Source organism: Patulibacter medicamentivorans, assembly GCF_000240225.1.
Lineage (GTDB): Bacteria > Actinomycetota > Thermoleophilia > Solirubrobacterales > Solirubrobacteraceae > Patulibacter > Patulibacter medicamentivorans.
In genome coordinates this window covers 1-16,480 of sequence record NZ_AGUD01000267.1, presented here as the reverse complement: position 1 = coordinate 16,480, position 16,480 = coordinate 1, and the positions used below count along the sequence as shown (strand labels likewise).

The 16,480-nt window shown below is 75.4% G+C and carries 18 protein-coding genes and 1 pseudogene; 3 read left to right on the top strand and 16 right to left on the bottom strand.

Annotated features, from left to right (window positions below):
* From PAI11_RS19090 to PAI11_RS19045, 10 genes are all read right to left on the bottom strand, one after another.
* Nucleotides 1–869: AAA family ATPase (locus tag PAI11_RS19090; protein ID WP_040601001.1), on the bottom strand; the 869-nt coding region annotated here is incomplete at its 3' end.
* Nucleotides 870–887: 18 nt separating this feature from the next.
* Entirely contained in the window at nt 888–1,577 is a 690-nt protein-coding gene (locus PAI11_RS19085; protein ID WP_007577856.1) for a ribonuclease III family protein, read from the bottom strand.
* Nucleotides 1,578–1,583: 6 nt separating this feature from the next.
* A complete protein-coding gene (locus PAI11_RS19080) occupies nt 1,584–1,835 on the bottom strand; it encodes an acyl carrier protein (protein ID WP_007577855.1) in 252 nt (83 codons plus the stop codon).
* 12 nt (nt 1,836–1,847) lie between these two features.
* The gene (locus PAI11_RS19075; RefSeq protein ID WP_007577854.1) at nt 1,848–2,975 is read right to left on the bottom strand and encodes a phosphate acyltransferase; all 1,128 of its coding nucleotides are present in this window, start codon (nt 2,973–2,975) and stop codon (nt 1,848–1,850) included.
* Between the two features lie 156 nt (nt 2,976–3,131).
* Nucleotides 3,132–3,323, bottom strand: a complete 192-nt coding sequence (gene rpmF, locus PAI11_RS19070; RefSeq protein WP_007577852.1) for a 50S ribosomal protein L32 — start codon at nt 3,321–3,323, stop codon at nt 3,132–3,134.
* A gap of 141 nt (nt 3,324–3,464) precedes the next feature.
* Nucleotides 3,465–4,172, bottom strand: a complete 708-nt coding sequence (locus tag PAI11_RS24785; RefSeq protein ID WP_007577851.1) for a hypothetical protein — start codon at nt 4,170–4,172, stop codon at nt 3,465–3,467.
* Nucleotides 4,169–4,771, bottom strand: a complete 603-nt coding sequence (locus PAI11_RS19060) for an RNA polymerase sigma factor (RefSeq protein ID WP_007577849.1) — start codon at nt 4,769–4,771, stop codon at nt 4,169–4,171. The genes PAI11_RS24785 and PAI11_RS19060 overlap by 4 nt, the downstream gene beginning before the upstream one ends.
* A gap of 47 nt (nt 4,772–4,818) precedes the next feature.
* On the bottom strand, nt 4,819–5,370 hold the full coding sequence (locus tag PAI11_RS19055) for a YceD family protein (RefSeq protein ID WP_007577846.1): 552 nt from the start codon (nt 5,368–5,370) through the stop codon (nt 4,819–4,821).
* Nucleotides 5,371–5,442: 72 nt separating this feature from the next.
* A complete protein-coding gene (locus PAI11_RS24780) occupies nt 5,443–6,666 on the bottom strand; it encodes a polysaccharide deacetylase family protein (protein ID WP_007577843.1) in 1,224 nt (407 codons plus the stop codon).
* An 88-nt stretch (nt 6,667–6,754) separates the two neighbouring features.
* A complete protein-coding gene (locus PAI11_RS19045) occupies nt 6,755–8,404 on the bottom strand; it encodes an acyl-CoA synthetase (protein ID WP_007577841.1) in 1,650 nt (549 codons plus the stop codon).
* A 93-nt stretch (nt 8,405–8,497) separates the two neighbouring features.
* Between PAI11_RS19045 and PAI11_RS19040 the strand changes: the two genes are divergently transcribed.
* Nucleotides 8,498–8,983 carry a protein-tyrosine phosphatase family protein gene (locus PAI11_RS19040; RefSeq protein ID WP_007577839.1) on the top strand — a complete coding sequence of 162 codons (486 nt, stop codon included), beginning with the start codon at nt 8,498–8,500 and terminating at the stop codon, nt 8,981–8,983.
* Between the two features lie 7 nt (nt 8,984–8,990).
* Here PAI11_RS19040 and PAI11_RS19035 read toward each other — a convergent pair whose 3' ends face one another.
* Together PAI11_RS19035 and PAI11_RS19030 are read right to left on the bottom strand one after the other, a co-directional pair.
* Nucleotides 8,991–10,037, bottom strand: a complete 1,047-nt coding sequence (locus tag PAI11_RS19035) for a PD40 domain-containing protein (RefSeq protein WP_007577837.1) — start codon at nt 10,035–10,037, stop codon at nt 8,991–8,993.
* Between the two features lie 149 nt (nt 10,038–10,186).
* Nucleotides 10,187–10,543 carry an ATPase gene (locus tag PAI11_RS19030; protein WP_244406572.1) on the bottom strand — a complete coding sequence of 119 codons (357 nt, stop codon included), beginning with the start codon at nt 10,541–10,543 and terminating at the stop codon, nt 10,187–10,189.
* Between the two features lie 72 nt (nt 10,544–10,615).
* Here PAI11_RS19030 and PAI11_RS27515 point away from each other — a divergent pair, with 72 nt between their 5' ends.
* Complete coding sequence (locus PAI11_RS27515; RefSeq protein WP_170320754.1) at nt 10,616–10,837, top strand: hypothetical protein; 222 nt, start codon at nt 10,616–10,618, stop codon at nt 10,835–10,837.
* Here PAI11_RS27515 and coaD read toward each other — a convergent pair.
* The 3 genes from coaD to PAI11_RS19015 all read right to left on the bottom strand — a co-directional run bounded on the left by coaD (nt 10,834) and on the right by PAI11_RS19015 (nt 14,403).
* Complete coding sequence (gene coaD / locus PAI11_RS19025; protein WP_007577833.1) at nt 10,834–11,352, bottom strand: pantetheine-phosphate adenylyltransferase; 519 nt, start codon at nt 11,350–11,352, stop codon at nt 10,834–10,836. The genes PAI11_RS27515 and coaD overlap by 4 nt on opposite strands.
* Nucleotides 11,349–11,888: a 16S rRNA (guanine(966)-N(2))-methyltransferase RsmD gene (gene rsmD / locus PAI11_RS19020; protein WP_007577832.1), complete on the bottom strand. Its 540-nt coding sequence runs from the start codon at nt 11,886–11,888 to the stop codon at nt 11,349–11,351. The genes coaD and rsmD overlap by 4 nt, the downstream gene beginning before the upstream one ends.
* Before the next feature lie 148 nt (nt 11,889–12,036).
* Nucleotides 12,037–14,403: an ATP-dependent DNA helicase RecG gene (locus tag PAI11_RS19015; protein WP_007577830.1), complete on the bottom strand. Its 2,367-nt coding sequence runs from the start codon at nt 14,401–14,403 to the stop codon at nt 12,037–12,039.
* Between the two features lie 269 nt (nt 14,404–14,672).
* Here PAI11_RS19015 and PAI11_RS19010 point away from each other — a divergent pair, with 269 nt between their 5' ends.
* Entirely contained in the window at nt 14,673–15,683 is a 1,011-nt protein-coding gene (locus tag PAI11_RS19010; protein WP_170320755.1) for a DUF559 domain-containing protein, read from the top strand.
* A 39-nt stretch (nt 15,684–15,722) separates the two neighbouring features.
* On the opposite strand, the pseudogene PAI11_RS19005 reads toward PAI11_RS19010, so the two are convergent.
* A pseudogene (locus tag PAI11_RS19005) lies at nt 15,723–16,480 on the bottom strand (hypothetical protein); the annotation flags it as partial.

The following is a 16,480-nucleotide window of genomic DNA, read 5'->3' as shown; positions in this document are numbered from 1 at the left end:
GCGCGCGAGGCGAGCCGGTCGCGGCGCTGCGCCTGCTCGGCCAGCGCCTCCTCGGCCTCGCGCCGCTCGGCGACGACGCCGTCCAGCTGGCCCTGGGCGGTCTCGCGCTCGGCGCGGGCGGCGGTCGTCTCGGTCTCGGCCGCGGCCAGCTGTGCGCGGCGCTCGCGGAGGCCGTCGCGGACCAGCTCCCAGCGGGCCTCGGTGGTCTGGCGCTCGAGCCGCTCGTGCAGCTCGGCGGCCTCGGCCTGGCGCTTCAGCGGCCCCAGCTGCTTGCGGGCCTCCTGCTCGACCAGCAGCGCCTGGTCCAGGTTCTCGCGCGTGCGCTCGAGCTTCAGCTGCGCGCGGCGGCGGCGCTTGCGGTGCTTGCCGAGGCCGGCCGCCTCTTCGATCAGCAGCCGCCGGTCCTTCGGCTTCGAGGTCACGATCGCCTCGACCCGCCCCTGCGAGACCACGGAGTGCGCCTCCTTGCCGAGGCCGGTGTCGGAGAGCACCTCCTGGACGTCGGTCAGGCGGCACTTGGCGCCGTTGAGCCGGTAGCCACCTTCGCCGGAGCGGTCGAGCCGGCGGACGACCGAGATCTCGGAGACCGGCAGGTCGACCGTGCCGTCGGAGTTGTCGAGGACCAGCTCGACCTCGGCCGCGCTGCGGGCCTGGACGCCCTTGCCGCCACCGAAGATCACGTCCTGCATCGACTGGCCGCGGATCGCCAGCGGCCGCTGCTCGCCGAGCGCCCAGAGGACGGCGTCGGTGACGTTGCTCTTGCCCGACCCGTTGGGGCCGACCACGACCGAGACTCCCGGGTCGAACTCCAGCCGGGTGCGGTCGGGGAACGACTTGAACCCCTTGAGGGTGACGGACTTCAGGTGCATCGGCGGGCCTGGAGCGTTCTACACCCCGAGGGTGACGAGCGCCTCGCGGGCCGCCTCCTGCTCGGCCAGCTTCTTCGACCGGCCGCGGCCCGAGCCGACGGCCGCGCCCTCGACGGTCGCCTCGACCACGAACGTCCGCGCGTGGGGCTCGCCGAGCTCCTCGACGACGTTGTAGACGACCGCCCGCCCGCGGGCCATCAGCCACTCCTGGAGCTTGCTCTTGTGGTCGGCGGGATGGTCGAGCGCCTCGCCCAGCTCCGGCGCGAACGCCTCGACCACGGCGACCGCGGTCGTCTCGTAGCCGTGCTCCAGGAAGCAGGCCCCGATGATCGCCTCGCAGACCGAGGCCAGCACCCGCTCGGTCCGCGTCAGGTCGGCGACGCGGGTCTGCAGGTTGTCGGGGGCGACCTCGGCCATCCGCCGCGGCACCTCGAGCCGCTCGGCGACGCCGCGGCAGGCGGCGCCGGAGACGGTGCCCGCGCGGACCTCGGTCAGGCGGCCGGCGCCGAAGCGATCGGCGTCGAGGGTCCGGAAGAGGTGGGTCGAGACCGCCAGCTCGAGGACGCTGTCGCCGAGGAACGCCAGCCGCTCGTAGCTGTCGGCGCGACGGCTGGTCCACGAGGCGTGGCTGAGCACCTGCCGGCGCAGGGCGTCCGGGAGCGCGTCCAGCAGGTCGCGCAGCCGGTCGGTGGCGGTGCTCTCGCTCACGTCGGCCTACGCGGCCGCGGGCAGGTGTCGCAGGACGGCGTCGACGGCCTCGCCGACCGTCGTGATCGTGGCCGCCTCGTCCTCGGGCAGCTGGACGCCGTGGGTGTCGTCCAGCTCCTGCACCAGCGTGAAGAGATCCAGCGAGTCGGCCTCGAGGTCCTCCCGCAGGCGGGTGCCCTCGGTGATGGAATCCGGGTCGACCTCCAGCTCGTCGGCCAGATGGCGCCGGACGATGTCGAACACCTCGTCACGGGTCATGGTCGATGAACGCTAGCTGGTGGCCGACTCGGAAGGACCGCGCCCGTCGGCGGCGCCGCCCTCGGCGGTCGTCCGGGCGCCCGCCGCGGCCGCCGCGGCGGTGCCGTTGGCACTCCCCATCGCCGGCGCCCGGCGCAGCGCTCCGGCCGCCTCGAGGTCGTGGTGGACCAGCTCGACGAGGTCGCCCTCGGCGCCGCGGGCGGCGCGCACGATCGCCTCGCCGAAGCCGTTGCGGGTGAAGCGGCCGTGGGGCACGACGCCGAGCGAGCGCAGGCCCAGCAGGTAGGCCCCGCCCGGACCCTCGGGGTCGATCTCCTGCCGGAAGCGGCCGAGCGCCGGCTTCAGCAACAGGCCGCCGAGCATCGCGACCGGGTTCGACTTGGCGGCGGCGCGGATCTCCCGCACGACCGTCTGCGAGACGCCCTCGATCAGCTTGAGGGTGATGTTGCCGGTGAAGCCGTCGGTGACCACGACGTCGGCGGCGCCCTCGGTGACGTCGGTGCCCTCGACGTTGCCGACGAAGTCGACGTAGGGGTTGCCGGCCAGCCGCTCGCGCAGCAGGCCGTGGACCTCGACCACGTCGGGGGTGCCCTTGGTCGGCTCCTCGCCGTTGGACAGCAGCGCCACGCGCGGGCGGTCGATCCCGAGCACGGTGCGGGCCAGGGCCGCGCCCATGAAGGCGAACTGGACCTGGTGATCGGGCCGCGACTCGACGTTGGCGCCGACGTCGACCAGCGTGACCGGCGACTTGCCGGGGATCGGCAGCGGCAGCGCCAGCGCCGGGCGGTGGATGCCCTTGGCCCGGCGGACGTGCAGCAGGCCGGCGGCGAGCGCCGGACCGGTGGCGCCGGCGACGACGAACGCGTCGGCGTCGCCGCTCGCGACGGCCCGGACGACCTGAACGATCGAGGCGTCCGGGTTGGCTCGGACGGCGGTCACCGGGTCGGGCGCCTTGGCGATCGACAGCGGCGCGTCGACGATCTCGATCCCGGCGGTCGTGCCGACGACCTCGCGCAGCTCCGGGGCCGGGCCGTAGAGGCGCACGGCGATCCCCTGGCGCGCGGCGATCAGGGCGCCCTGCGCGACCTCGGCTGGTCCGAGGTCCGCTCCGGTGGTGTCGACGGCGACGGTGACGGTCACGAGCGGAGGAACGAGGGTCTGCGGCGGGGCGTAGGACGACCCGGCGCCGGCACGGGGTCGGCGGTGCGGGTCGGGTGACGCGGGTGGCCCGGGCGCGGCGCGCGGGCGGGCGGGCCGTACGTGGCTGGCCGGAGCGGCCAGCCTACATCGCGCGGACTAGAAGTCCGTCGAGCTCTTCGGCGCGACGACGACGCGGCCGTCGTAGTAGCCACAGGTGCCGCACACGCGGTGCGGAATCCGGGGGCTGTGGCACTGGGGGCACTCGTTGACCGTCGGGCGGGCAGCCTTGTGCTGCGCGCGCCGCTTCGCGGTACGGGCGTGCGACTGCTTCTGCTTGGGGACGGCCATAAGGAGCGGAATGGTACGGGATCGGGCGCCGGAACGACTTCCGGTTCCAGCTCCGGTTCGCGGGCGCCGTGGCGGGCGCGGCCGGCGAATCGCCCCGCCCGCGGCGCGGGGTCGGGACGGTTCGCTGCGCCGGCGCCGGGTTCAGCAGTTGGCCCGCCAGTCGCGGCGGAGGAGCCGGGCGTCGCCGCGCAGCGCGGTCCGGCCCTGGCGCTCGTAGAGCGCGACGACGCCGCCGCCGTCGGTGGCGACGGTGTAGCGCCAGCGGGCGCTGGTCGCGATCACCCGCGCCGCGCGCTCGCGGGCCGCCCGATCGCCGGCGGCGTCGGCCCGCAGGTAGGCGCGGTCCCAGCGGCAGCGGGCGTAGTGCTCGACGGCGACGCCGAGGCCGGACCGCTGCATCAGGCCCTCCTCGGCCGGGTAGCGCGCCAGCAGCGGCCCCCAGCCGTCGCCCGCGGGCAGCGGCACGCCGACGGTCAGCTGGCGGACGACCGACACGATCCCCGGCTGGCTGGTGTCGAGGTACTCCTCCCCCGGCTCGGATTCGGTGTCGCCGGCCGCCGGGAAGAAGCCGGTGTGGATCCCGACGTAGGTCGCGACGGCCGCCGACGGGATGCCGAGCAGGACGACCAGGGCCAGGGCCAGCGACGTCCGCCGCGAGCGAGTCCGGCGACGGGGGCGAGACGCAGCGGCCGCGCCCGGCATCCGCGGCGTCGCGGCGATCTCGGCCGCCGCGGCGGCCAGCAGCTCCGGCGGCAGCTCGGGCAGCAGCCGCTCGTCGAGCGGGTCGGCATCGCGCAGGCGCGGGCCCAGGTAGCCGAGGGGATCGGGGGTGGTGGTCGGCGTGCTCATGCTCGGCGCTCCTCGCGGTTGGCGATCGTCCCGGGTTCGCGGGGAGCTCCCGGGCGGGCGTGGTCGACGGCCGCCTCCTGGGCCTCGAGGGCCTGCCGCAGACGCTGGCGCGCCCGGTGCAGCCGGACCCGCACCACGGCGGGCCGCAGCCCGAGCGTCGCCGCCGCCTGAGCCGGGGTCATCCCGTCCCAGGCGATCAGCGTCAGCAGGCCGCGATCCAGCTCCGACAGCGTCGTCAGCGCGCGATCGAGGTCGCCGTCGCGCTCACGTCGCACGACGGCGCGGGCCGGGTCCTCGGCCAGCGCCTCGCCGACGTGACGCCGCAGCGTCTCGCCGAGCCGGATCCGGCGGGCAGCCCCGCGACGCTGGTTGGCCAGCGTCAGCCGCGCGGTCCCGAACAGCCAGGGCCGCGCGTCGGGACCCGCCGGCACCTCGTCGAGCCGGCGCCAGGCGACCAGGAAGACCTCGGACACCAGGTCCGCGGCGTCCTCGGGCGTCGGGCACCGGCGCAGGGCGTAGCCGAGCAGGGCTCGGGCGTTGTCGGCGTAGAGGGCGGCGAACCGGTCGCGATCCGCCTGCCCCTGCAGGTCGTCGTCCACGCCCCTTACCTGTCCGGGTTCGCCCGGACGTTTCCGCGACGGTCCGCTCAGCCGCCGTCGACGAGCCGCCCGTCCTCGTCGAACTGGATGCCCTGGAGCGCCGCCCAGCGCGGATCGGGCGCCGCCTCGTGGCGGTGCTCGGGGTTCTCGTTGAGGTCGGCACCGCACTCGGGGCAGAGCCCGCGGCAGTCCTCGCGGCAGAGCACCCGCGGCGGCAGCGAGAAGACGAACGAGTCGTTGGCCCAGCGGGCGAGCAGCAGGTCGTCGCCCTCGACGTAGTCGCTGTCGAGCTGCTCGTCGTCGCGCGCGCTGCCGGCCTTCTGCTCCAGCTCGCGGACGTCGACCTCGATGTCGGCGCCGGTCGGCTGCAGGCAGCGCATGCAGGGCCCCGCGATCCGGGCGTCGAACCGCAGCCGCAGCGCGTAGCCGCCGCCGTTCATCCGCGAGATGTCCAGCCGCACCGTCGGGACGGCCGGCTCGGGCGCGTAGCCCTGCTCGCTCAGGCGGACCGCGTCGAGCGCGACCGGCAGGTCGAGCCGCCGGCCCTCGCCGGGGGACATCCGGAGACCGGAGAGGTCGAGCAGCTCCTCGGGAACCATGCCCCCAGCGTACCCGGCGCCGCGCCGCGGTCTGCGCCGGGAGCCCCGCGCCGCCGGGGCTCGAGCCGGCGCTCAGCCCCGGACGCGCTGGTACCCGAACCGCTGCGACAGCCCGAGCAGCTGCGGGACGGTCACCAGCCGGTAGCCGCGAGCGCGGAGGCCGGAGATGATCTGGGGCAGCGCGGCGAGCGTGTTGCCCCGCGGGCCGCCGCCGTCGTGCATCAGGACGATCCCGCCCGGGCCGGCGGCCAGCGCGCGGGCGACGATCGTCGCCGTGCTCGGCGGGCCCCGCCAGTCGTCGGTGTCGATCGACCAGAGGACGTCGACCATCCCCAGCGACCGGGCCTGGGCGGCGAGCGTCGCGCTGGTGGCGCCGCCCGGCGGCCGGAAGACGCACGGCGAGACCCCGGTCGCGTGCCGGATCGCGTCGCTGGTCGAGGTCAGCTGGCCGGCGTTGCCGCCGGCGACGTCGGCGTGGCTCCAGGTGTGGTTGCCGAGCGCGTGGCCCTCGCGCACCATCCGCCGCAGCAGCGGCGCCTCGGCGGCCACCTGGCGGCCGATCATGAAGAAGGTCGCCGGGACGTCGTAGTGGCGCAGGCGGTCGAGGAACTGCGACGTCAGCTGCCACGGCCCGTCGTCGAAGGTCAGTGCGACCTGCTTGACGGCGGGGCCCTGGCGGACGCTGTCGGGCCCGCTCGGCGTGCAGCCGACGACCAGCGGCCGCCGGGTCTCGTAGCTGGCGGTGCCGCGGTCCGGCGCGCGGTCGCGGCAGTGGCCGACGGCCGGGCAGGCGTCGCCGCCGACCCACTGGCTGGTGACCGACCAGCGGACCGTGCCGAGCCGCCGTCCGAGCTCGGCGACGGGGCCGCGGACCTCGATCGTGCGGCCGTCGACCCGCCGCACGCGGGCGCTCGAGGCGGTCCAGCCGCTCGGGCGCCCCGACGCGCCGATCGCCGTCGCGCGAGCGCGCAGCCGGTGGCCGCTCCAGCCGATGCAGAGCCGCGACGCCTCGTCGCCGTCGCGGCGGTGGGTGCTGAGGCAGATCCGGCGTCCGGCCCCGGCCCGCAGGTCGGCCGCGGTCCAGGGGTGCGCCGTCAGGACCCGCCAGACCAGCTGGTCGCCGTCCTGGACCAGGCTCGTGCGGCGCAGGTCGACCGGTCCGCGGTCGTCGCCGTCGGCGATCGCGACCTGCGGCGCGGGATGGTCGCGCAGCGGCGCCTCGGCTGCCGCCACCGCCGGCGGCAGCAGCCCGGCGGCGAGCGCCAGCGCCGCCGCGATCGTCCGTCGGCCCGTCATCGTTCGACCCCCACGCGGTCCACCCTGGCACAGCGCGACGACGGATCTCGCCGGACGAGCGGGGCCGCGCCAGGGTCGCGGGCCGGGGCTAGGCCGGCAGCTCCTTGAGCTCCCGCTTCAGCACCTTGCCGGTCGCGTTGCGCGGCAGCTCGTCGAGCACCACGACCTCGCGCGGGACCTTGAACGAGGCGAGGTTGGCCTTGACGTGGGCGCGGATCGCGTCGGCGTCGACGGTCTCGCCGTCGACCGGCACGACGAACGCCCGCAGCCGCGCGCCCCACTCGGCGTCGGGGACGCCGAGGACCGAGACCTCCTTGACCTGCGGCAGGTCGGCGATCAGGTCCTCGACCTCGCGCGGGAAGACGTTCTCGCCGCCGGAGACGATCATGTCGTCGTCGCGACCGTCGACGAACAGGCGCCCGTCCTCGTCGAAGTGGCCGACGTCGCCGGACGAGAGCAGGCCGTCGATGACGTCCTTGCCGCCCCCGCCGGTGTAGCCGTCGAACTTCATGTCGTTGCCGACGAAGATCCGTCCGACCGCGTTCGGCGCGGTGATCTGGCGCGCCTGGTCGTCGTAGAGCCGGACGGCGGTGCCGCGCGGGGCGCGGCCGGCGGTGCCCGGGGCGGCGCGCAGGTCGACCGGGTCGGCGATCGTCGCCCAGCCGACCTCGGTCGAGCCGTAGAGGTTGTAGAGCACGTCGCCGAGCCGGTCCATCGCCCGGATCGCCAGCTCGCCGGGGAGCGCCGAGCCGGAGAGCGCGACGATCCGCAGCGACGACAGGTCGTGCTTGGCGATCTCCTCGTCGGGCAGCTCGAGGATCCGCTGCAGCATCACCGGGACGACCGGCAGCACCTGGCAGCGGTGCTCGGCGATCGCGGCCAGGGTGCCCTCGGGCGTGAAGCGGCGCTGGAGGACCAGCGTCGACCCGAGCGCGAAGCCCATCGTGAAGTGCAGGTAGCCCCACGAGTGGAACATCGGCGCGGCGAGCATCGTGCGCTCCTCCGAGCGCAGCGGCATCCGCGAGAGGATCTGGGCGGCCGGGTTCAGCGACTTCGGCTGCTGGCGCGCGGCGCCCTTCGGCGTGCCGGTGGTGCCCGAGGTCAGGATCACCATCCGCCCGCGCTCGCCGGGCGGGGTCAGGTCCGAGCGGTCGCCGCGGGCGATCAGCTGCTCGGCCGTCGGCTCGCCGGTCGTGTGCTCGCCGGCGCTCTCGTGGGTCCAGACGACCCGCTTGAGGGCGGCGGCCCCGGGCGCGACAAGGCCGTGGAACTCCTGGTCGTAGACCGCGACGACCGGCTTCTCGCGGGCGAGGACGTCGGTGATCTGGGGGCCGCTGAACATCGTGTTCAGCAACAGCTGGTGGACGCCCAGCTTCGACGCCGCGACGATCGTCTCGACGAAGCCGCGGTGGTTGCGGCACATCACCGCCAGGCTGTCGCCCTCCTTGACGCCGAGCCGCCGCAGCTCGTGGGCGAGCGCGTTGGAGCGCTCGTGGACCTCGCGGAAGCTCAGCGAGCCGGTCTCGTCGATGATCGCCGTGTGGTCCGGGCGGCGGACGGCGTTCATCGTGTAGCCGGCGGCGGGCGTCGGGCCGAACCCGCGCAGCGCGCGCAGGATCTTGGGGACCTTCTGCGGCGGCATCGGACCCACGACTCCGGCGGTCGTGAGCTGGTGGAGCGTGAACGCCGTCTTGCCGGCGGACGCGGCGACCTTCTCGAGCGGGGCGGGGAGAGCCATGGCGCCGAATCCTACTCCGAGGTAGCCGCCAGGCGACTGGTCCGTGCGGCCCGCATGCGGCGTCCGCGTCGTCGGTGCTCTAGCGTCCAGCGCGTGTCGCGCTGGTTCACCGACTACGGGCTCGACGAGGTCGCCGACGGCCTCCACGTCGGCGCGCTCCCCCGCGACGCCGACGACGTCGCCGTGCTGGCGGCCCGCGGCGTCACCCGCGTCGTCAGCCTGGTCGACGATCCCGAGTACGGCGAGGGCGAGCGCGAGGCGGTCAGCACCGCCTACGCCGCCAGCGGGATCGCCGAGGACCGGGTGCCGATCACCGACTTCGGCCACCTGCTGCCGGGGCACCTGGAGCGGGCCGCCGCGCTGGTCCGCGGCGCCCGCGGCGACGGGGACGTCGTCTACCTGCACTGCCGCGCCGGCTGGCAGCGGTCGGTGGTCGCCGCCGCCGCCTCGCTGGCCCAGGCCGACGGGCTCGACCCGCTGGCCGCGCTGCGGGTCGTGATGACCCGCCGGCGGGGCGCCGACCCCCTGCCCCACCAGGTCACCGACCTGGTGCGGTGGTGGTCGGCGCGGGCCGCCTGAGCCTCGGCTACCGGTTCCAGTCGGGGTCGTAGGCGCCGGTCGCGAGGACCGTCCGCTTGCCGTCGCCGTAGGGGATCGCGACCACCTTGGCGCGCGAGGTCTCCTCGATGCCCCCCTCGACGCCGAGGATCGTCGTGCCGTCGCGCGACAGATTGCTGCCGATCGGGCCGCCGCCGTTGCCGAACTGGCGCTGCTTGCCGGTGGCCGGGTCGACCGTGACGGCGAACGACGTGTCCTGGCCGCCGAACTCGGCCAGCAGCCGGGTGCCGTCGGCGGAGAACGCGGTCGGGAAGAGCCCGGACAGCAGCCACGGGATCCTGCGCTTCGTGAGCACCCGGCGCCCGCTGCCGTCGGGCCGGATCAGGCGCAGGTTGTACTTCGGCCCGTCCTCGCGGCGGTGGCGGCCGGTCGGGCGGGCCCAGTGGGCGTAGGCGATCGTGCTCGGCCCCCAGACCGGGACCTGGCTGTGGCCGTCGCGGGTCAGCCGGCGGGCGGTGCCGCCCGTGACCGGCGCGACGAAGAGGTCGGCCTTCGGGAAGCCCCGGTCGCCGTGGGCGGCCTGGTCGTAGACCAGCTGGCGGGAGTCGGGCGAGAACGACGCGCCGGTGAAGGAGCCGCGGGCGAGCGTCCGCCGCGTCCCGGTCGCCACGTCGACCAGCACCAGCCGCCGGCGGCCGACCTCGGGGCCGCTGGTGGCGGCGATCCAGCGCCCGTCGGACGACCAGGCGAAGGCGCCGTACTGGAGGTGGGGAACGAGATCGCGGGGCGGACCGCCGGCGGCCGGGATCACGCGCAGCGTGCTGTCGCCGTCGGAGGTCATCGGCGTCGCATAGCTGACCAGCGAACCGTCGGCGGAGACGTGCGCGGTGGTGCCGGCGACGAGCCGGCGGGCGCCGCTGCCGTCGTCGGCGGCGACCCAGATCGACTGGGAGGCCGTGCCCTTGGTGTAGACGAGCGTCGCCCCGGCGGTCGCCGGGATCGCGGCGGTCGTGGCGAGCGCTGCGACGGCGGTGAGCGCCGCCGCGGTGCGGCGGGATCGGATCTGTGGACCCACGAGGACCCCTTCGGGGAGACGGAACGGATGCTGCCCGTCGACCCTAGTGCGGCCGTGGGACGGTGCCCATCGCCCGGCCGGGGGACGCGGGTCCCCCGGTGCCGCGTGGAGCGCCGGCGGCGGCCTCAGCCGACCGCCGGGCGCCGAGCTCAGCGCTCGGCGGGCTCCAGCTCGGCGTCGTCCTTGCCCTGCAGGCGCTCGCGGCCGCGGCGAACGGCGGCGATGAACTTCATGAGGTTCACCTCGAGCGTGTTCAGGATCTCGTCGGCGTAGTCCTCGGCACCGAGGCGGATCTCCCGCTCGCGGGCCCGGGCCTCGTCGACGATGTCGTCGGCCTCGCGCTCGGCGAGCTTGACGACCTCCTGCTGGGACACGAGCTCGACCTGCTGCTCCTTGCCCTCCTTGATGATCCGCTCGGCCTCGCGCTTGGCCTCGGCGAGCATCTCCTGACGCTCCTTGACGATCCAACGCGCCTGCTTGATCTCTTCCGGGATCGTCGCGCGCATCTGATCGAGGATGTCGAAGATCTCCTCGCGGTCAACGCGAACCTGATCCGTGAGCGGAACGGGCTTCGCGTTGTGTACGAGATCGTCGAGCTTGTCGATGAGGACCAGAACGTCCATGGCAGCCTTCCGTTTCGCGGTCGCGGCGTCGATTCCTTCTCGACGGCGCGGATCCCGCGCACAGCGGAACTCCCGTACATGGTGACGGATGCCGGCCGTGCCGCCAATTTCCGGGCGCTGACGTGCAAGACGGCGCCCACGCGCAGCCGGCTGGCAGCGCCCGTGGAGCGCCGCTAGCCGTCGTCGCGCAGCTCGGCGACGCGCGCCGTCAGCGCGGCCTGGACCGGCGCCGGGACGAGCCCGTCGATCCGGCCGTCGAAGCGGGCCAGCTCCTTGACCCAGCTCGACGAGAGGAAGGCGAACTGCGGGCTGGCCATCACGAAGATCGACTCGATCTCCTCCGCCTGCTGGCGGTTGAGGTGGCCCATCTGCATCTCGTACTCGAAGTCCGACGCCTGCCGCAGGCCCTTGACGATCGCGGTCGCGCCGATCCGCCGCGCGTAGGACACGACCAGCTCGTAGAACGGCTCGGCGCGGACGTTGGTGATCCCCTCGGCGGCGAGCGCGCCGGTGATGAACCCCAGCCGCTCGTCGATCGAGAACATCGCCTTGCTCTTGCGGACCGATTGGTTGACGACGGCCACGACGACCTCGTCGAAGAGCCCGGCGGCCCGCTTGATGATGTCGAGGTGGCCGTTGGTGACGGGGTCGTAGCTCCCCGGCACGACGGCGATGCGCTTCTCGGTGCTCATGCTCCGTGGATCCGGATCAGGGTGTCGCCGTAGCGGCGTTCGTCTTCAAGCGGCAGTTCCAGCGGCAGCGGATGGCGACGGTCTGATTCCGTCACCACCCGTGCCCCGGGCCGCAGCAGGGGCCGCAGTCCCGCGTCGAGGATCGGTCCGAGCCGGTCCGCGTCGCGGTAGGGCGGGTCGAGCAGGACGAGATCGTATGCGTCGCCGCGCGTCGCTGCGTCCCGGAGGTGGCGGGCGGCCTCGATCGCGAGCACGCGCGCCTCGTCCTCCCCCACGCCGAGCGCCTGGAGGTTCTCGCGCAGGACGCCCGCGGCGCGGCGGTCGCGCTCGACGAAGGTGACCGAGGCGGCCCCGCGGGAGAGCGCCTCCAACCCGAGCGCCCCGCTTCCGGCGAAGAGGTCCAGGACCGCGGCGCCGGTCGGCGGGCCGAGGATCGAGAACAGCGCCTCGCGGACGCGATCGGCCGTCGGTCGGGTGCCCGTGCCGGGTGGCGCGGCGAGCCGCCTGCCCCCGAATCGCCCGGCGATCACGCGCATCGGCGCGAAGGGTAGCGGCGCGCTCGTCGGGCGGGCCGCCGGCGGGCTGCCGACCCGCCGACCGGTGGGCGGTGGGCGGTGGGCGAGCCGCCGGACCGGATGTGACGTTGCGGTCGGCAGACGACCGGAACGTCGCGGGGCCCCGCCGTCAGGCCGGGATCGCGTCGTCGTCGGCCTCGAAGCGCGCGCGCCACGACTCCTGCGCGTCGGCGAGCGGCCGGTGCAGCGGGTCCTCCAGCTCGGGGTCGTCGGCCGCCAGCTGCTCGGCGACCTCGCGCGCCCGCAGCAGCAGGTCGTTGTCGTCGGGCAGCCGCGCGGTCGCGAAGCGGGCCAGGCCGGACTGGCGGGTGCCGATCAGCTCGCCCTCGCCGCGCAGCTCGAGGTCGACCTCGGACAGGGCGAAGCCGTCCGCGTGGGCGGCCAGCGCCCGCAGCCGGGCGGCGCCCTTGGGCCCGAACAGCAGGCAGATCGCCTGGTGCTCTCCGCGGCCGACGCGGCCGCGCAGCTGGTGCAGCTGGCTGATCCCGAACCGCTCGGCGTTCTCGACCAGCATCACCGTCGCGTTCGGGACGTCGATCCCGACCTCGATCACGGTCGTGGCGACCAGCACGTCGGCCTCGCCGGCGGCGAAGGCCTCCATCGCCCGCTGCTTCTCGGCCGGCTTCATCTGCCCGTGCAGCAGGGCCAGTCGCAGGTCGTGCAGCTCGCCGGTCCGCAGCCGCTCGTACTCGGCGACCGCCGAGCGCGCCTCGAGGTTCTCGGAGTCCTCGACCAGCGGGCAGACGACGAACGCCTGGCGGCCGGCGGCGACCTCCTCGCGGATCCGCTGGTAGGCCCGCGCGCGCTCGCGGTCGCTGGCGCAGACGTGGGTGGCGATCGGGCGCCGGCCCTTGGGCAGCTCGCGCAGCGCGACCACGTCGAGGTCGCCGTAGGCCAGCAGCGCCATCGTCCGCGGGATCGGCGTCGCCGTCATGTGGAGGGTGTGCGGGGCCCACGCCGCGAACCCGCCGTCGGGGCTCGGCGGGGCGCCGCCACCGCCGGACGCCTTGCGATCGAGCGCGCTCCGCTGGCGGACGCCGAAGCGGTGCTGCTCGTCGACCACGGCCACCGCCAGCGAGCGGAAGACGACCGGGTCCTCGAGCAGCGCGTGGGTGCCGACGATCAGCGGCAGCTCGCCGCTGGCGAGCCGCTCCAGCAGCGGCCGCCGGCGGGCCGCCGGGGTCGATCCGGTCAGCAGCCCGACCGGGACGAGCGCGTCCGGCAGCAGCGCCTGGATCGTGCGGAAGTGCTGGTCGGCGAGCGTCTCCGTCGGCGCCATCAGCGCCGCCTGGTGGCCGCATTCGACCGCCCGCAGCATCGCATGCAGCGCGACGACCGTCTTGCCGGAGCCGACCTCGCCCATCAGCAGCCGCTGGAGCGGCTCGACGCCCGCGGCGTCGGGATCGGCAGCGCCGTCCGAGGCCGTGGCGAGGGCCGTGGCCGTGGCCGCGCCTGTGGCCGCGGCGTCGCGGGTCGCGGGCTGGGCGTCGCGGGCCGTGGGCTCGCCGTCACGGGTCGCGGGCTCGCCGGCCTCGGAGGAGGGCGACGGTGACGGCCGGCCGGCGAGCGTCGCCAGGTTGGCGCCGATCGCCCGCCGCTGGTCGCCGGTGAGCGGGAACGGCAGCGTCTCGCTGACCCACCGGTCGGTCAGGTCCGCCGGCGCATCGAGTCGCGGCGCCCGGCGGACGCGGCCGTGGCTGCGACGACGCCGCAGGTACTCCAGCTGGACCATCAGCAGCTCGTCGAAGGCCAGCCGCCGCCGTCCGGCCTCGTGATCGCCGAGGTGGGCGGCGTGCAGCGCCGCCACGCGATCGGGCAGGTGCTGGTCGACCCGCAGGCGGGCGGGCAGCGGATCGAGCGCGTCGTGGAAGTGCTCTCGCAACTCGCCGACCCGGGCCATGATCTCGATCGAGGTCAGCCCGTCGGTGGTCGGGTAGCGGGCCACGGACGGCCCGGCGTCGACCGGCTCGGCCGCGGCGACCGGGTCGCTGGTCGGGGCGTGCTGGGCGACCGAGAACCGCCGCGGGCCCTTCAGCGTTCCGCTCAGGAGCACGCGGGTCCCCGGCGGGTAGCGCTCGACCAGCCACGGCTGGTTGAAGAACGCGACCTGCATCGTGCCGGTCCCGTCGGCGACGAGCGCCTCGACCAGCGGCCGCATCCCGCGCCGCCGCACCGGCCGGCTGCGGATGCTGCGGACCTCGGCGATCACGGTCTGCCGCTCCTCCGGTCGCAGCCGCGAGATCGTCGCGACCTCGCCGCTCTCGACCGGCAGGTGGCCGAGCAGCCCGCCGATCGTCTCGATCCCCAGGTGGCCCGCCGCCGCCAGCGCCTTCTTGCCGGCGAACCCGCTGTCGCGCCCCCAGTGCGAGGGCCGCGGACGCCGCAGCGGCGCAGCCGCGAGCGCCGCCCTGTCGGCGGGCAGCTCGGCGTCGCCGGCGAACGGCGGCGGAAGGAGCGGATGGGCGTCGGTCGCCACGGCCAGGGATCGTGGCGCACCGGGCGGATGCGTGGGCGCTGGTCGCAGGATCGGCGCAGGACTGGTGCAGGATCGGCACGCGCAGGCACCCACGCGTCGCGCGACGGACCGGATGATCGGCGTGTGCCCTCGCCCCTCCCGCTCTCCGCCAATCGCGTGCCTGCCCTCGGAGAGGGGCGAACGTCACTCACCGGCGGGGCAGCCCAGGGCGAGGGCCAATGGCCGCCACAGACGGCGGGTTCCGTCACCACCCCTACGGAGCCCGCCCGGTGAGTGACGTTTGCCCCTCCCGGCCAGCGGCTGCTGCGCCGGCGACCATCGCCGCCAGCACGCGACCGGCCACCACGCCACCCGCCGTCGTCCCGACAACCGCCGAGGCGCGCGACCGGCGCCTTGCCCGGATCGCCGCGTCCCAGGACGGGCTGGTCACGCGCCGTCAGCTGCTGCACGCCGGATTCGCGTCGCGAACGATCGAGCGCCGCGTGGCCCGCGGGGCGTTCTGGATCGAGCTGCGCGGGGTCTACGCGATCGGCTCACCCGTCCGCGACCTCCGCCGGCGGTTGCGGGCGCGGCTGCTGGCCTGCGGCTCCGGCTGGTTCAGCCACGAGACCGCGGCCGGGCTGCTCGGGTTCGGGCCTCCGCTCGCGCTGGCAGCGCCGGTCCACGTGGCCGTCCTCGGACGGGGGCGGTCACGTCGGTCCCGCGACGGGCTGATCGTCCACCAGACCGCGACCCTGCCCCTCGGCGACCGGACGATGGTCGACGGACTGCCGGTCACGGCGCCCGCGCGCACGCTGGTCGACCTGGGCGGCCGCGTCGACCCCCGGCGACTGGAGCGGATGGTCAACGCCGCCCAGGTCGCCAACGGCCTCCAGCCGACCGTCCTGCTCGGGGCGATCGATCGTGCGCGCGGGCGGCGTACGACAGAGCTGCGACGGATCGTCTCCGGCTCCACGGGGACCCGCAGGTCGGGGCTCGAGGACGACCTCTGGCGCCGCCTCCGCGGGGCCGGCCTCGCCGATGGCGCGGGATGCAACATGCGGATCGGCCCCTGGGAGGTGGACGTGGCGTGGCCCGATGCGCGAGTCGTCGTCGAGGTCGACGGCTTCCGTTACCACCGGACCCGCGCGGATCGCGAGCGAGACGAGCGCAAGAGCCGCTGGTTCCGGGCGCGGGGCTACGAACTGCTTCGCTTCTCCGACGACGAGGTGGCCCGGCGGCCCCTGGCCGTCGTCGCCGAGGTGGCCGGCGCGCTCGCGGTGGCTCGTCACGCCCTGTAGGACTCGCCCACCGCCCGAGCGGCCCTCGCCCGCGCGCCGCTACTCGGCCGCCACGAGCCACCACCACGCCGGCTGGCCGCCGTGGCTGCGCTCGACCTCGACCCCGTCAGGAGCCAGGCCGTCGATCGTCTCGCCGTCGAGCGGGGCGCCGTCGCCGGCGATCACCGTCAGCAGCTCGCGGTCCTCGGCCAGGCGCTCGAGGACGGTCCGGAGCGTCGCCTCGGGCTCGCCCCAGGCGATCAGCTCCTCGTCGACGTAGCCGAGCGCGTCGCCGATCGCGAAGCGGCCCTGGGGATCCTCGCGGGCCGCCGGGGCGACGCCGCCGGTGCCGAGGTCGTCGAGCAGCTCGGCGAGCGCCTGGGCGTTCTCGGCCGCCCCGCGCTCCGGGTCGTGGCCGACCGCGATCGCCAGGCCGGCCTGCTGCGAGCGGGTCGGCACCACGACGACCGGCCGCTCGGCCAGCTCGGCCGCGCGATCGGCAGCCATCCGGACGTTCGAGTTGTTGGTCAGCAGGACGACCTCGTCGGTGCCGGCCGTCTCGATCGCGGCGAGCAGGTCGGCGGTCGACGGGTTCATCGTCGCGCCGCCGTCGAGTACGACCGCGCCGAGCGACCGGAACGTCTCGGCGATCCCGTCGCCGGTCACGACCGCCAGCAGCGCCGTGCGGCCGCTGGCCGTGCCGGAGATCTCCGCCCCGCCAACCGCCGCCACGCCGTTCCCGGCACCGCCCGCTGCCGCATCGGCGCCGCCCGCGGCCGCGCCACCGCCGCCCGCCGCGTCACCCGCGGCCGCGCCAC

Coding starts and splice junctions, on each gene's coding strand:
- PAI11_RS19080 (WP_007577855.1), bottom strand. CDS start 1,835: ATGACCCGTGACGAGGTGTTCGACATCGTCCGGCGCCATCTGGCCGAC.
- rpmF (WP_007577852.1), bottom strand. CDS start 3,323: ATGGCCGTCCCCAAGCAGAAGCAGTCGCACGCCCGTACCGCGAAGCGG.
- PAI11_RS24785 (WP_007577851.1), bottom strand. CDS start 4,172: ATGAGCACGCCGACCACCACCCCCGATCCCCTCGGCTACCTGGGCCCG.
- PAI11_RS19055 (WP_007577846.1), bottom strand. CDS start 5,370: ATGGTTCCCGAGGAGCTGCTCGACCTCTCCGGTCTCCGGATGTCCCCC.
- PAI11_RS24780 (WP_007577843.1), bottom strand. CDS start 6,666: ATGACGGGCCGACGGACGATCGCGGCGGCGCTGGCGCTCGCCGCCGGG.
- PAI11_RS19045 (WP_007577841.1), bottom strand. CDS start 8,404: ATGGCTCTCCCCGCCCCGCTCGAGAAGGTCGCCGCGTCCGCCGGCAAG.
- PAI11_RS19030 (WP_244406572.1), bottom strand. CDS start 10,543: ATGCGCGCGACGATCCCGGAAGAGATCAAGCAGGCGCGTTGGATCGTC.
- coaD (WP_007577833.1), bottom strand. CDS start 11,352: ATGAGCACCGAGAAGCGCATCGCCGTCGTGCCGGGGAGCTACGACCCC.
- rsmD (WP_007577832.1), bottom strand. CDS start 11,888: ATGCGCGTGATCGCCGGGCGATTCGGGGGCAGGCGGCTCGCCGCGCCA.